The organism is Streptococcus sp. CL6.22 (assembly GCF_049738055.1).
Classification (GTDB): Bacteria; Bacillota; Bacilli; order Lactobacillales; family Streptococcaceae; genus Streptococcus; species Streptococcus mitis_DJ.
In genome coordinates this window covers 74,020-90,052 of record NZ_JBKOTV010000011.1, presented here as the reverse complement: position 1 = coordinate 90,052, position 16,033 = coordinate 74,020, and the positions used below count along the sequence as shown (strand labels likewise).

Sequence of the window (16,033 nt, the reverse complement as noted above, 5' to 3'; positions counted from 1 at the left end):
GAAAAGTCTTCTCCAAATACATACTTTACCTCACTCAAGAGGTCTAGAATTTATAACTAGAAACTCATTAAAATTTTGAACAAATTTTACTCATTATCCTTCTTACGAAGAACGATACTTAGACCACTCAAAATTCCAACAAATCCGAATGCTGCCAAGGCTGCGTTCGATTCCGTACCAGTATTTGGCAATTGAGCTACCTCAGTTGATGGAGCTGGATAAGTGTTTCCATCCGGATTGTAATTTGAAGGTACTGGTTTGTTCGGAACTGCCGGTGTTCCCGAATCTTCCGCCACAGGTACAGGTGGTTTTGGAGTCTCGTTTCGTTGAGGTGTTGGAGCTGGTTGTGGTGTAGGTGCAGGAGCTGGAGTTGGAGTCGGAATTGGATTTGGCTCTGGCTGTGGTTTTGGTTCTTCAGGAATCTTCAGCTCTGGAATCTCCACAGTTGGCGGATCTAACGGAACTACTCCACCTTCAAATTCTGGCACTTCAACTTTTGGAGCATCAATTTGCATTACATATTGATAAACAATAGTAGTAACACCTTCTTTAACCAATCCTTTTTCTTCCACAGTATTTTTAAACTTATCACCTGCTGGAAGAACACGTTTCAATCGGAATGTTACTCCATCTACCTCGATAGTCTCAGGAGCTGTCACAGCATACTCTTCTCCGGTAGCTTTATATGTAGTTTCTTCTTTGCCGTCAATAATTGTAGTTGTCGCTTCAGCTACAATGACATTGTTCTTAGCTACTACATCATCCGCAAGGAAGTTTTCATTAATATCTACGAATTTAACGATAACTGTTCCTTTTTTATCTTTTGCGTAATCACGTACACTGTTTGGTTTATTCTGAGAATACTTAACAACAACCGCTGAATCTTTTGATTCATGTGTTACAGTTAATTCATCTACCTTAGCTTTATCCACAGTGTAATCTTTGATTTCTGGTGACACTACTTCAACAAGTTTTTGTTCTGGAGTCCAATCAGTTGTATACGTCACTTCACCAGTTCTACTGTTGATTTCGGCAGTTCTTGTGAAACGAGCACTTTGGTTCACTGGTGCACTTGCTTCTTGTCCTTCTTTTGGTCCATTTTCATAAACATAAGTGATATCACGTTTCACTTCTGTTAGTAAACCTAAATCTTTGTAGGTGCGACCTTTTGGATCATTAGGAATCTTATCCTCTGGTTTTGGAGGATTTTGATTACCATCGTTAGGCTTCGTTGGATCTACTGGAATAACATAATCGTATTGGTATACAACTGTCGTAGTTCCTTCTTTCACCTTACCTGTTTCTTCTAATACATTATTGTATTTATCAGAAACTGCGTAAATACCACTGTATTTATATTTCTTACCATTAGCTTCGATAACGTCTTTACGACTCTCTACAGTGCTGTATTCTTCATTTGTTGCTGTATAAGTAGTTTCTTCACGATTTGCATAGACTTTTGTCGTAGCTTTTTCTACTACTGCATTATCTTTAACAGTTACCGCTTCACTGATTTCATTTCCTTGAGCGTCTACATACTTAACAACTACAGAACCTTTTTTGTCTTTTGCCGCATCATGTTCGATAATTTCAGGATTTTCACGGTATTTAACAATTTCGCTACTGTCTTCAGATTCGTGCGTTACTGCTAATTCAGCTACTTTTTCTTTATCAACTGCATATTTATCGACTTTTGGTGACACTACTTCTGCAAGTTTTTGTTCTGGAGTCCAGTTGCTTGTGTAGACAACTTCTCCAGTTCTAGAGTTGATTTCTGCAGTTCTTGTGAAGCGAGCATTTTGGTTAACAGGTGCACTTGCTTCTTGCCCTGCTTTTGGTCCATTTTCGTAAACATAAGTGATATCACGTTTGACTTCTTTTAAGAGACCTAAGTCTTTGTATGAACGGTTTTGTGGGTCATTAGGAATCTTATCCTCTGGTTTTGGAGGAGTATTTTCTCCTTCATTAGGTTTAGTTGGATCTACCGGAATAACGTAATCGTATTGGTATACAACTGTTGTAGTTCCTTCTTTTATCTTACCTGTTTCTTCTAATACATTGTTGTATTTATCAGAAACTTCATACACTCCACGGAAGACATATTTCTTACCATCTTTAGTGATTGTATCTACTTTCTTCTCAGCAGCATTGTAGTTTACATCATTTTCTGTTACTTCATCACGTGTTGATAGGACAACCTCTCCTGACTTAGTAGCGTATGTTTTCGTTGTTTTAACAACTGCATCCGTCACTACATTCGCAGAATCTTTGATTTCATTACCATCAGCATCAACGTACTTAACAACTACTGAACCTTTAGCTTCAGTTACTGTCGGAGTTGCATCTTCTTTTTTATCTAACACATAGCTGTAGATAACGTGTTTTTCACCTTCAGTAACGTCACCAGTTACTGGAGCTGAGTCAGATGTTTGCCCTACATATTTATAAACTAAACCTGTAGCTTCATCTTTTAGCGTTGGGTATTGTTTATCAGTAGTGTCGTATTTTTCTGTAACTGTACGTTTTTCTTTACGTTCAGATACTTTTACACCTTTTGAGTAAGTTACATAAGTATCTTCATACTCAACTGGCACTTTATCTTTCACTACTTCTGTTTCTTTTAATGTTTTTAACGTTCCATCTTCGTTGATCACAACGTGTTTCACATCAACAGAACCTGTTTTTGTAACTTCTGATTTAGACGGAGTTTTCTCTTCTTCACTTACTAGACGATATTCGTAAACAACCTCTGTTGTTCCTTCTACGACTTTACCGCTAGCAGCTGGAGAACCTTGTTTTAGACCTACATACTCGTATGTAAATCCAGTATCAGCATCCACTAAGGTTGGATATTGTTTTGGTGTCGTGTCATAGTTTTGTTCTACTGTTTTAACATCAGTGCGTTCGTCAACTTTTGTTTCACCTGAATATAAGCTTACGATAGTTTTTGTTTCTAATGTAACATTATCTTTATCAGTTTCTGTTTTTAATTGTTTTCCATCAGTTGTGACGTACTTGATAACGACGCTACCTTGTTTAGTAGCCGTTGCAGTTCCCGCTTCTTCTTTTGTGATTTTTAAGTTGTAGTAATGAGTTACTACTGGTTTTTCTTCACCCATTACCTTGTAAGCGCGGATTGGTGTGATAATTTCTTTTTTAGTGAATGTCGCTGATTCAGTTGTTTCTGTACGAGTTCTTGTACCATTATCACCACTAATGATGTATTTATTTTCAGCAACAGTTTCTGTAGGAATATACTTTTCATCTGTTACTTTTGCATCTCCTGTAACTGTTACTGTACCGTCTGCAGCAATTTCAACTTTTCCTTTATTAACTAACGTAGTTACAGTCGTTTCTTTATCAGGTTCAGTTTCCACTAATGGAATATAGTCATCTGGCTTACCAGTATAAACAGTGTACTCTTTAATTTTTTTAGTTGTTATAACATCAATGTAAGCGTGTGGAGAATAATCATCTGGAGTATATTTATATACTGTAGTCGTGTGGATTTCTCTATATTTACCATCTTGAAGTTCTGTAGTATCTGTTTTAGCTGCAGTAACCGATACTTCTCCAATAATTTCCGGAAAACCTGCTAACATTTTTTTGAATTTATCTTCAGAAGCAGATGAAATATACCCTGTATTAAGGTCTATAGGAGCATGCAAAACAAATTCCCCAGCACGTCTCCCAGTTTTTATCAATCCTAGTTCCACTTTCCCAGATTGGATATCATCTTCTAAAGTTTTTAGATGTGCATCTAAACGCGCTTTAGCCGCCTGAACTTTCTCTCTTTCAGTTGCATCTGTCGCTTTTCCTTCTAAGAACTCTAAAGCTTTATAATTAGCAACCGTATAATTTTTTAAAATATCTTTTAATGATGATTGAGATTTATTTAGTCTATAATCATAACTATATTCATCACCTGTTGCTAAATTTTGTACTTCAGACCCAGAATAACCAGTTCCAAAACCTAATAATGCGTAAGTAGGATCTTCGCTAGGTGTTTTTTCTACATCATCAGCAGTCCCATAAATTCCATCTGCGCCAGGTGTATAATAATGGTTGACTTTAGGTCCATCAAAAGTATAGTCGTCTACAATATAAGTTGAGAAATAGCCTCTGTCTTTCTTTGTTACTTCTATTTTTCCTTCTACTGAGAAAGTAATATTTCCTTTTTTGATTTTTTTAATAGATTTACCTTGACCTACTGCATACGTATCTTTATCAAGAACAAGAACTGTATCACCTTTTTGAAGAGTTACATTAGCTTTAGTAAACTCTTTAGCATCAGCTTGACCATCATTCCATTTTGTAACAGCATCTTCATCGCTAGTTACTCCATTATCTGCTACAACATACTTACCGTATTGTCCATCAGCTGTTTCTTCAACTAAGTAAACTTTGCCTTTTGTTTTTGTATAGTCAATCTCACCTAGTTTGTTATGCATTCCTTCGGGAGATACTGCTGCTTCAATATCGTTGAAATGCGTTTTATCATAAGTAAGCTTATCAGCACCTTCTACTTCAGATTTTCCAGCATACTCATAGACTTTACCGTTAGCTTCTACCGTATCTTTTTTTCCAGTATCTTTAGACACAACAGTTCCTGGTTGAGTCACAGTTGATTCACGGTAGTCTTTACCATCTGTATCGTAAGCAAGACCTTTTTTATCATAAGGAGTTTTTACAGTACCTGTTCCCGCTTCTACTGTTTCTGATTTTAGTAACGATTTATCAGAATCCAATTTGTAATTGACAGTTGCTTCTGATTTAACATTTAGAGTATCAGTACCATCAGCATCGCCTGTATTGCTGTTGGCTTTTGTCGGTTCAGCAGTTCCTTTTTCTAATACCGCATCTACTTTTACTGTTTTAGATGCATCTTTATCATCTATAAAAGTTGTGGCTGATGTTGAAGCTACTTTCGATGTATCGGTCACCATTGTAGCAGTATCTGTACCATTAGAAGTAACATTAGCAGCTACTGGGCTTGCACCAACAGCTAAAGCCACACCTGTTGCCAAAATCGTTGCACCGATTAACTTGGAATCTGTTCGACCATCTTTATACTTACGAAGAGAAAATTTCTCCTGTCTATCAGTATGAAACATAAAACATCGCCTTCCTAAAATTTCATTGTTTTTTATATTTTGAATCTATAAAATGTGCGCTAAGAACTATAAAACTAAGAAAGTTTTACGCTTTCAATTATATCATATTTCTAAGGATAATACATACTTATACATATCCAGAATTTCCTTTTTTTGATAGGCCTTAGAGAATGTTGCTGACGAGTAACGACCTTCTTTTTGATAAGCATTGAGCCACAAAATTAACTCCCCAATGTCACCAAATGTTGTGACACCTTTGGACTGACTCTTATAGTATCTATGAGCTAAATCTGTATCAGACAAAAGACAGATCAACCCCCTGGCAGATGCTTCTACAGCCGCATTGGCAAAGCATTCACTCATTGAACAGGAGAGATAGCCTTGATGCTTCTCATAAGGGACCTCTTCTAAAAAGCCTGCATAATGAACATTCGACGGCAGATCTTTCTGGCTATAGCCATCTGGTAAGTTACCATAAATCGTTAACTGGCTACCCGGCACTTGTCTGAAAGCCTCAATCGCCCAGGCACAACGTTTGATCATCGTCATATTACCAACAATACACCAATCGGTGACTCTTTCATATTCTTTTTCCAAAACTCCATCCACAAACATTGGAGGCAAAAAGCGAACTTTTTCTTTCCCTATCAACTGCTCCAAAACTGGACTTGCAACGATATTTTGGCACCACGCTTGTAAAACAAACTTCATCATGGGGGCTAAAATATTGTAATGGGTATAAGCAAATAGCTTTCTTCCGGTATTTTGGAAAAATTTCCTCAATTGAAGAGGATATTCATTGACCATATCAATTATGAAGCGATCTTCCACTGTAGAATTGTTCGCTAGATAGAGACTAACTAACTGCCATTGAGTGTAGGTTTCCCCACTTCTTAGGTTTTGGTAAGAATGGTAATTTTCACTCACATCACCTTTTAGCAACTCCCCTTTACTATCATAAAGAGTAAAAAGATTTTCTTGATATTGGAATCGATACAGTAATTGAGAGGTATAACATTCTACATCTCCATTTTGATAATGAACTAGACCTACATATCCTTCTGTTGTGTACTCTACTTCACTGACATGATCTAGCTCTTGAATAAATTCTTTGTCTACACTCGGCTTTTGTCTAGCCAGATTGGACTGGTCAAAAATAACATGATAGAAGTTTTCAAAACCAAGTTTTTCTAGCATTTCTACAAAATTCGGTACAAAATTTTCCAGATTTGTTAGAACGACTTCCTGTTCTAGGGACAGACTTTTAAAAATTTCTTGGCGTGCCAATTGGCTTCTTTCAAAGCCATAAGTGCTTACAGGAACGCCTTCTTTTATTGTAAATACTTTCACCATAGTTTCTTAGTCCAATACATCTTCCAATCTTAATCCACGACTTTTTGCTAGTCTTGCACGGAAAGCCATTCCTCGTTTATGACGCTCCGATAAGCGATAGTAAGTTGTCATAACATTCAACACTAAAGCATTGTCCTTTGTGACCATGCGAGCCCATAAATGCCAATCTTCAAACCCATCACACTTAGCATCATAGCCTCCTGCCTCATCATAGGAAGAGCGTTTAAAAATGACAGTTGAATGATTAAAGACATTTTGATAAGCAAGCTCTAACCATAATTTTTCTCCTGATAAGTGATGGGATGGATTCCGTTTGATTTTATCTGTTATAGCATCTTCTTCTGCGACGACTCTAGCTCCAATAAGGTCCAATTGAGGATTTTTCTCTAACTCTTGCAAGAGAAAATCTAAGTGCCAAGGCATCCATACATCATCTGCATCTTGTCTGGCTACATAAGCTGTTTGAGACAGTCTGACTCCACGATTTAACGTTTCTGAAATCCCTTTATGACTTTCCCTGATATACTGTACTCGTTCGTCTACTAGATAAGGTTTACATACTTCCTCTGTATTATCTGTCGAGCCATCATCCACAATGAACAGTCGAAAGGCTTGATGGGTTTGATTTAAAACAGAATCAATCGTTTGACTAATGGTTTCAGCACCATTATAGACAGGCATAACAATGTCAACAGGTGTGTCTGATTGAGACACATTTTGATAGGGCACACCTCGTTTTGCAAAAACATTTGATTCATGAGTTGTTAAAAAGGTCCGATACCCGTGAACCGATACACCCTCTATATCTTTGACCAATAAAAGCGAAGTTGAGTAAAAACCGTGTACCTCAACGAACTCATACTCCTCTAGCAAAAGATAAATTTCTTCTTCAAAGCAAAATCTAGTTTCTTTTAATTTATCTTGATAAGGATTCAAAGGTACTCTAGGATGGGGATAGTAATAATCAATCCTCTGCTCATCTAAAACTTTAGCAGTCAATTTTTGGGTAATTTCCAAATCTTCCTGATAAAGGAGGGATCCTAAAAATTGCCCCAGAAAAACGCTTATTTTCTTACCATTTTTAGCCCTATGAAAATGACTTGGTTCAAGGTAAAGTCTTAGAAAAACCTGCTTCTCTTTTGGGAAAAGGATACAGTCCTCAAATACCGTGTAATGTCTATTTGACAAAGACATAACCTCTCTTAAGGTAAAGTTTGTATACGGAATGCCCCTCTCAAGATTTTGTGTATAGAGATTGAGAGGTACAATGGAAGTACTACCATCATCAAAAGTGTACAAACTCATTGTGCTAGGATTAAAGATACTAAGAGCCACAGGATTATCTAAACTTGCTAGATAGATATTGCGAATGGACCTGTCTTTTAAGGCTTCCTGAATATCATTAAAGACTGTTTTTCCTTCTAAAACAAGGACTTCCTTACAAAATTCTGCCATTCGTTCAGCATAAAACTCCTGTCTCGCATCATTTGACATCTTTAAATAAATCCCGATAAAGTCTTCTGAAACAGTCTGAACAACTTCTTTTGCGACTAAAACTTGAAATGGGGAAGAACAAAAAATGATATTTTCCACATTTACCTCCTCATAAAATCCTTACAAACTCTTACTTAGCATCTTGCTTTTGTGCGATCATCTCTTTCCACCAATCTTCATGGTCTTGATACCAACGGATAACTTCTTTTAATCCCTTATCAAAATCCACGTAGAGAGGCGTAAAGCCTAATTCAGTATATAACTTACTAGCATCAATTCCATAACGAAGGTCGTGTCCTGGTCTATCTGCTATATACTTGAAATCTTCCTGAGATTTTCCTAACTGCAACAAGATTTTCTGTAAAACTTCGATATTCGTTCGCTCATTATTTACCCCAATCAAGTAGGTCTCACCAATCACACCCTTATCAATAATGGTATCAATAGCTCGACAATGGTCTTTGACATGAATCCAGTCACGAATATTCAGTCCTGCTCCATATAGAACTGCCTGCTGACCAGTTAAAAGATTGGTGATTTGTCTTGGGATAAATTTTTCAGGATTTTGATAAGGGCCATAATTGTTTGAGCAGTTGGAAATCGTAGCCCTAACTCCAAAAGAACGAACCCATGCTTTTACCAATAAATCTGCAGAGGCCTTTGTAGCGGCATAGGGAGAACTCGGATTGTACTGCGTTTTTTCAGTAAATTTATCCTTACTTTCCAATGGAAAGTCCCCATAAACCTCATCTGTTGAAATATGGTGGAAGCGGATATCATACTTCCTAGCTAACTCTAAAAGATTGTGCGTCCCGACAATATTACTTTTCACAAAAACAGACGTATCATGCAAAGACTTGTCATTAAAAGATTCTGCTGCGAAATGAACAATCAAATCAACTCCTTCATCAATATGGTTGCTTAATTCCAACTCATTTGCGATATCCAGTTTATAAAACGATACCCTATCATCCAATAAATCTTCGATTGTTTTCAGCGAAGAAGCGTAAGTCAAATTATCCAAAATCGTAATCTGAATATCTTTATAAGTCTCTTTTAGGTATCGCACAAAATTTGAACCAATGAAACCAGCTCCACCAGTCACAACGATATTTTTATATTTCATCTATTTTACCTTTAACACATTTTACTCAAAGCCAGTACGGTCAACACTCACAACTTCCCATTCTCTTGTATCTGCAATTTGTTTTCCATTTTGTTCAAGTAAAGTATTAAAATCAGGAACAAACACTTTTACAAAAGGCTTGGTCAGTCTTAAAATATAGCCTACCCAGTAACAATAGGTCGAATTGGGACAAATGAAATACTTGTTACAGCTATACAGTTGTAAAAAGTTATCTTGAATATCCTGCTCCTCAACTATAATCGGATTTTCAAAATGGTACTGAGAATGTAGAAAGGGTACCAATTCTTCACGACACCAGGCAACATCATCTGAAGTAATTCGGATAGTTAAATGTTGAAAATCAGCCCCTTCAATGTCTGCTATCTTGTCTAAACAAGAACAGATATACAACTGAGAGTTATAACCGTAATTTTTTCTATTTCGTTCATTGAGAAAATCCGTTCTTCTGATAGCAATTGTCACATTCTTCTCTTCAAATTGAGCGGAAGCAGCTACTACTGGTTCAATCAAATACTCTCTACAAAAAGAGTCCAATTCTTCTGAAGAATAGTCAACACCTGCCTCTTGAAAATAACCAAAATCTTCTAATTCAATACCATTTGCTTTTGAAAATAAGACAGCGGTTTTTGGAAAAAAGGTTTGGGCAAACTGAAAATATCCTGTTCGTAAGACATAACTTTCCTCATAGCCCATCATCCGATCTCTATGCGCTTGTAGTAAAAGATAGAGCAAATTTCCTAGTTGAAAACCTCTATTATTTTCATAAATTTTCAAGATTAAAATCTCCTTTTTGCTGTTTAAAGTATTGTCCTAAAATAGAATTGTCAGGATTTTTTAATAAATTCTTTATTTGTCTACCTGTAAAAATTTCAGACTGATCGATACCCAGTTTCACTCCATCGATTCTATTTAAATTCGCCACCAGATGACGAACTAAATCATTTATTGCTGTTACTTGATAGCACATCTCATCAGGATAAATATCAGAAATTGGCTCTAAATCCCTCAACAGTTCATCAGGCAAAGGCTCTACTAAAGCCCACAACTGATCATTTAATTTTTGATAATAGTTTTCTAACTCAGGCTTGTCCAAAACAATATCATTTGAAATATAAGTCCATTGTCTAGAGAGTAAATCGTTGATAAAGCCCTTTTTCAGCATTTTTCCATATAAGGTGTCCATAATATAAATTGTATTGCAATTTTTGTGAGCTTCAATCACGCTATTATAAATCTTTTGATGAATAGCGCTATATCTGGTACCACTATCAAATACAGACTTCGTAGACACTAAAATCATGTGACCTGTCTGAATGTTTTTTAGGACGTTTAATAATTTCTCTATTTCCGAATCATCATTTTTCAAACCTAAATTAGTTAATAATTTTTCTGATGACGGAGCAGTACAAATCACCACATCATAAAAACCTTTCAAAGCGTCTTCAATATTATTTCTATTGAAACAACTTAAATCAATATCAGATTGCTTCCTTAATGTATCAAATAAAACTTTCCCAACTGCACCCGTTGAGCCAATTAAGGCGACTTTCTTCTTGCTTGATTCAATTACTTCAAGAACTTCTTTGAAAGATTTAGCAGCTTGGTCTTTTTCAGAAATGATTGGTTTTGAAAGAGAATCCCACGACAAATGAACGTCTTTGTCTAATGGTGTAATACCTAAATAGTTTTTATGTGGATCATAATAGTCAACAACCAGGTAATTCAATATCCCATTGTTAACTAACGACTGTGCACCATTAGCAACTCCGCCAGGGACAAAAACAGCCCTACCAGGTTTGACATCTATCACATCTACAGATTTGTAAGTTGGAGAATCTATTCGTAGGTCGATAAAAATCATTTTGAAAGTACCATAGGCTACTGTCATCAATTTTTCATAACCCTGACAATGCATCCCTCTGATAACCCCCTGCTTTGAAACAGACACATTATTTTGAAGTTTATGATGAAAGAATGACTCTGGCACCCCATTTGCAAGCAAATCTTTCTTTCGCCAATTCTCTAAAAAATAGCCACGCTCATCATGATGAAGAGGACTTTCAAACACCAACAAACCTTGAATCTGTACTGAAATAGTTCTATCTATATCCATCTTTTCCCCTCTATATTGTAATGCATCCACACTAAAGCTATTTTCATTATGTTTCTTAAATTATACCACTATATGAGTTCTCTAGCCAGATGAAGGTCATTCTTTTTAAACACCCATATCTATAAATACACATTTTTATTAGTAAAAAGAAAAACCCTAAAAATCAGACTAATTGTCTAACTTTTAGAGTTAAATCGTTTATTATTTTATGATTCGTCTATTGAAATTCCTTGACATCTCCATCATAAGTCGCCCAGTCTTTACTGAAAAAGCGCTCATTCAGATGGTAAGTCGGAGCTGGGGTGGGATTGGATAGGAAGGGATCAACGGCCTTATCAAATGCCAACCAACCTAACCAACCAAGGTGAATGGTATCCTTCATAAAGAAAGCTTCCCCACCGTCCTTAGAAAAATCTGCTATATTGGTAAACCCTTGACTTTCTAACTGGTAGCGAATCTTCTGCACCGTTTGTTGGTACATATCCTCTCGTAAACCAGCATAGTCCATCCATTTTTTATTAACAGGTGGAATGATAAAAATTGGGTTTACCTTGGATTTAGAAAACTGTGTTAAAACCAACTGCAAGTCATTATATTCTGGCGACTTGAGATAGGTAAAGTTTTTCTGAGAATCCTTTAATTTCTTCAAATCCTTCTTAATCTGCGTATTATAGAAATAATTCTCCATTCCCAGATCATTATTAGAAGTATTTTTTTCTGCATCTGCTTTAACAACATCTTCTATAGCTTGATAAGAAAACTGGTCTGGCAAGGTCTTTAAATACTTAACTACATGCTTATCATAATTGACATAGCCTCTAACTGAAAACTGACCAAAAAAGGAAGCTTGGCGTTCATTAAACCGAGCTAATAATTCAATCATTTCATTGTCTGCAGACGACAATTCTTCTTTACTTGCCAACTTCTGAACCATGTCCTTCATAGCTACATTTGGGAACTGCTGTAGTAAGCGAGTCGCTGCATATTGACTAGCCTGATCCCCAGATTGATGTTCCAGAAAACTGGTCAACTGGTCTCCATTAAAATACTGCTGAAATGCTGCTGGCTCATAGCCATTTTTACTGAACCACTGAGGTGAGATAACATATACAACTTGTTTATTCTCCAGTTGTGGCAACATCTGTTGCATCCCAAAATACTGATTGAGCGAGGCAGCTCCCCTCTGTCCTAAAAGATAGGGGCGATAAGAGCGGTTGTATTTCTCAGCCAATACCGCAGGATGGGCACCGTCAAAACGAAGCCATTCACTGGAGCCAAAGAAGGGAACAAAACGCATATTTGGATCAGATAGTGCTCTGACCTTTTGACTTCGCTCCTTAAAACTATCGATAGTAGTAGCCACCGCCGAACGCTTTTCAGCCCCCAGATCATGGCTCATCTCAGCAGGATAGAAAAAGATAAGCAGAAAAACCAACAAACCAGCTATCAAGACCGGTCCGAAGATCATCCATAAGCGTTTAAGCATTTTGTAGCTCCACAATACCAGCTATGATTTTATTGGCTGTATTCCAGTCGTCGCGACCAAACTCTGTTACAGGGACACGAATGTCAAAACGGTTTTCAATCTCCACAATCAATTCAACCGTTCCCATACTATCTAAAACACCTGCATCAAAAAGATCTTCATCCATCATGTCAGAAACATCTTCCATAAACAACTCATCAATAATTTCGATAACTTCTGATTTGATATCCATATTTTATTTCCTTTATTTTTTAAACCATAGATCATTCAAAAATCCAGAAAAGATCAAGAATGACAGCATGACGACATGGAAAGTGACAACCATGCCAAGCAACTGAATCCAGCGATTCTCAGGTAGAGCAGGCTTCCCTGCTTTTTTCCGTTCCTTATTGAGCGTTTTTTTCTTGCGAATCCAAGCGTCATTGATAACCAGTCCAATCCCATGAAAGAGTCCATAGGCGATATAGTACCAGGTCACACCGTGCCAAAATCCCATAATCAGCATATTTACAATGTAGGCCACACTTGAGGTTACATTGCGATTTTTAAAGACCTTCTTTCTGGTCAACACCATGACCATTCTCATAAAGACAAAGTCACGGAACCAGAAAGAGAGACTCATATGCCAGCGATTCCAAAATTCCTTTAAATCCCTTGATAAAAAGGGCTTGTTAAAGTTGATAGGGCTACGAATTCCCATCAAATTTGAAATGGCTAAAGCAAACATAGAGTAACCTGCAAAGTCAAAGAAGAGCTCCAGACCAAAGGTATACATGACTACCAAGGCATAGAGATTAAAGAAACCACCTGACTGCAAGGCTAGATTCTTCAGAGGAGGGAGTAAGGTCTCTCCTAAAACATGAGCTAGGATAAACTTGTACAAAAATCCCCACATGATATAGCGAACAGATTCATCCAGCATATCCATCAACTCATCTCGCTCAGGAATGGTCTGATAATTTTCATTAAATCGCTTAAAGCGATCGATTGGGCCACTTGAAAAGGTCGGCATGAAGAGAAGGAAACGGAGGAATTCCCAGAGGGTAAAATCCTTAATCACTCCATCTCTCAGCTCGATGATAATCCCAACCGAACGAAAGGTCAGGTAAGAAATTCCCAAAAACCCAAGCAAAGACTGCGTTCCATTGATAGCCGGCTGCACCTTGACAAAGATAATTGGAAGCAGGGACAGAAAACTAACTAGGTAGAAGACCCACTTGCCATCCTTACTTTTTCGATAGTGCTTATAGAAAAGCAAGAGCAATATTTCCCAACAAAGGTAAATACCCAAGGCAGCCAATTGATTAGTCTTCCCACCTACCAACATGGTGACGATAAAGAAGAGACTAACCAGCACTTCATACCAGGCAAAGCGTTTCTTGAAAAAGAGACCGATAAAGATGGGCAAGGTTGCAGCAATCACATAGACAAAATACTGAGGATTCCCATATGGCTCTAAATGAGGAAGCTGTTGAAAGAACTCCATCATCTCTTATTCACCTCGTTAATCAATCCTTTGATGTCAATTTTTCCATTTGGAGTCAGTGGCAAACTGTCTCGATAAAGGAATTTAGACGGCATCATGTAGGACATCATGATATCTGTTAAATCTTCCTTGATAGCCTTGGTAATATCAATATCTCGCTCAAACTGCTCACGAACACCGTCTTTCAAGATGACATAAGCCAATAGATTTTGCACCTTGTGGTCTTTATTATAACGTGGCACAGCTACAGCAGACTCGATAAAGCGAGACTTATTGAGGTTTTGAGAGACATCTTCTAACTCAATGCGGTAACCGTTGAACTTAATCTGGAAGTCCATGCGTCCGCCGTAGAGAAGTAAGCCTTCATCTGTCATAGTTCCCACATCTCCTGTATGGTAGGCTGGTAGACCTTCAAACTCAAAGAAGGCTTCTGCCGTTTTTTCAGGATTGTTCATATAACCTTTTGAAACGGCTGGTCCCGAAACAATGATTTCTCCCTGTTCGCCATTTGGCAATTTATTGCCGTCCTCGTCAATGATAAAGGTTGGAGAATCAGCCTTGGTATAACCGATTGGTAGGCGTTTGAGAGTCGCTAGCATCTCGTCTGTCACAGCAACAGCTGACAGGGCTACTGTCGCTTCTGTTGGGCCGTAAGCATTGATAATACGGGCATTTGGGAAACGTTCGCGTAGTTTTTGAGCCGTTTTAACCGTCAATTCTTCTCCATCAAAGTAGAAATGCGTGATTCTAGGCATTTTCTCACTATTAAAGTCTTCTGACAACATGGCCATATCCGCAAAAGAAGGCGTTGATGTCCAGATAGCGATTGGCAATGAAAAGATGGTCGCAAAGAGTTGCTTAAAGTCCTGAGTAATAGCTGAAGGAAGGGCAAAAAGTGTACCACCCAGTGCCAAGGTCGGTGCCCAATACATGACAGACAAGTCAAAAGAATAAGGGGGCTGAGCCAGCATTTGCGGACGACTTGGCGTCGCAAATTCCTTGTCCGTAATCATCCAGTTGGTAAAGCTGAGGAGATTATCATGTGAAATCTGTACTCCCTTTGGCTTACCAGTCGTACCAGAAGTAAAGATAATGTAGTAGTTATCATCTCCCTTGACTGGATGCGTGATCTCATATCTAGACCCTTGAGCAAAGGCTTCTTGAACCTGAGCTAGAGTCATCATCGGCGTAGAAACCTGCTCCAATGGGAAGTCTGAAACGGCAATAATCAAACTTGGCTCCGCTACTTCTAAAATAGCTGAAACTCGCTCCAAAGCCGAATGGCTATCAATTGGAATGTAGGCATGACCTGACTTAGTCAGCGCTACAAAAGTTGCCAACATTTCATATTCTTGGCCACCAAAAACAACCACAGGAGACTTCTCTGGCAAATCCAGTTGATCAATGGCTGCAGCCAAACTATCCGAATCAGCCTTTAAATCTCCATAAGTGTGTTCCTGCCCCAAAACATTGTAAACAGGATAGCTAGGCTGTGTCTGAGCAAAATGCTCAATGGTTTCAATCATATCTACTATTGGTTTATTTGACACAATAGGAATTCTCCTTCAAGTTAAAATTCATTATAGATAAAGCTTCCTTGACCCTGACCAAGATAGCTAAAGAAGTAAAGCAGCCCCAGAAAGATAAGAAAATACAAGGCTGTCCGACCAAGAAAGAGGTACAATTCTTTTCTCTGTTTCATCAAGAAAAACCATTCATTTCTGTAATTTTTGCTAAATAAGATAGACTCTTACTATAGTATTTTTCTACCATTGTATCACTTTATAGGCTAGTTTTTCAATTGTTTACCGTACATTTTCACTAGATTTCAGCTTATTTT

General features: G+C 37.6%; 11 protein-coding genes. All 11 read right to left on the bottom strand.

The features are described from left to right. Positions 1-86: 86 nt before the first annotated feature. On the bottom strand, positions 87-5,114 hold the full coding sequence (locus tag ACLNCW_RS07140; RefSeq protein ID WP_424845743.1) for an SIALI-17 repeat-containing surface protein: 5,028 nt from the start codon (positions 5,112-5,114) through the stop codon (positions 87-89). Between the two features lie 102 nt (positions 5,115-5,216). Continuing rightward, the gene (locus ACLNCW_RS07135) at positions 5,217-6,467 is read right to left on the bottom strand and encodes a glycosyltransferase family 4 protein (RefSeq protein ID WP_424845741.1); all 1,251 of its coding nucleotides are present in this window, start codon (positions 6,465-6,467) and stop codon (positions 5,217-5,219) included. Positions 6,468-6,473: 6 nt separating this feature from the next. After that, a complete protein-coding gene (locus tag ACLNCW_RS07130) occupies positions 6,474-8,060 on the bottom strand; it encodes a glycosyltransferase family 52 (RefSeq protein ID WP_424845739.1) in 1,587 nt (528 codons plus the stop codon). A gap of 31 nt (positions 8,061-8,091) precedes the next feature. Beyond that, positions 8,092-9,087 carry a dTDP-glucose 4,6-dehydratase gene (rfbB, locus tag ACLNCW_RS07125; RefSeq protein WP_424845737.1) on the bottom strand — a complete coding sequence of 332 codons (996 nt, stop codon included), beginning with the start codon at positions 9,085-9,087 and terminating at the stop codon, positions 8,092-8,094. Between the two features lie 21 nt (positions 9,088-9,108). Beyond that, positions 9,109-9,882, bottom strand: coding sequence for an alpha-1,2-fucosyltransferase (locus tag ACLNCW_RS07120; RefSeq protein ID WP_424845735.1), 774 nt, complete (start codon positions 9,880-9,882; stop codon positions 9,109-9,111). Further along, complete coding sequence (locus ACLNCW_RS07115) at positions 9,869-11,251, bottom strand: dTDP-4-dehydrorhamnose 3,5-epimerase family protein (RefSeq protein ID WP_424845733.1); 1,383 nt, start codon at positions 11,249-11,251, stop codon at positions 9,869-9,871. The genes ACLNCW_RS07120 and ACLNCW_RS07115 overlap by 14 nt, the downstream gene beginning before the upstream one ends. A gap of 187 nt (positions 11,252-11,438) precedes the next feature. Continuing rightward, positions 11,439-12,707 (bottom strand): D-alanyl-lipoteichoic acid biosynthesis protein DltD, encoded by a 1,269-nt coding sequence (gene dltD / locus ACLNCW_RS07110; protein ID WP_084953108.1) that lies wholly within the window; start codon positions 12,705-12,707, stop codon positions 11,439-11,441. Beyond that, positions 12,700-12,939, bottom strand: coding sequence for a D-alanine--poly(phosphoribitol) ligase subunit DltC (dltC, locus tag ACLNCW_RS07105; RefSeq protein WP_000351967.1), 240 nt, complete (start codon positions 12,937-12,939; stop codon positions 12,700-12,702). Before dltC ends, dltD begins: the two co-directional genes overlap by 8 nt. Positions 12,940-12,951: 12 nt before the next feature. Beyond that, a complete protein-coding gene (gene dltB, locus ACLNCW_RS07100; RefSeq protein ID WP_084953110.1) occupies positions 12,952-14,196 on the bottom strand; it encodes a D-alanyl-lipoteichoic acid biosynthesis protein DltB in 1,245 nt (414 codons plus the stop codon). Next, positions 14,193-15,743: a D-alanine--poly(phosphoribitol) ligase subunit DltA gene (gene dltA, locus ACLNCW_RS07095; RefSeq protein WP_424845730.1), complete on the bottom strand. Its 1,551-nt coding sequence runs from the start codon at positions 15,741-15,743 to the stop codon at positions 14,193-14,195. Before dltA ends, dltB begins: the two co-directional genes overlap by 4 nt. Positions 15,744-15,763: 20 nt before the next feature. Continuing rightward, positions 15,764-15,895 carry a teichoic acid D-Ala incorporation-associated protein DltX gene (locus ACLNCW_RS07090; protein WP_000813667.1) on the bottom strand — a complete coding sequence of 44 codons (132 nt, stop codon included), beginning with the start codon at positions 15,893-15,895 and terminating at the stop codon, positions 15,764-15,766. Positions 15,896-16,033 lie beyond the last annotated feature (138 nt).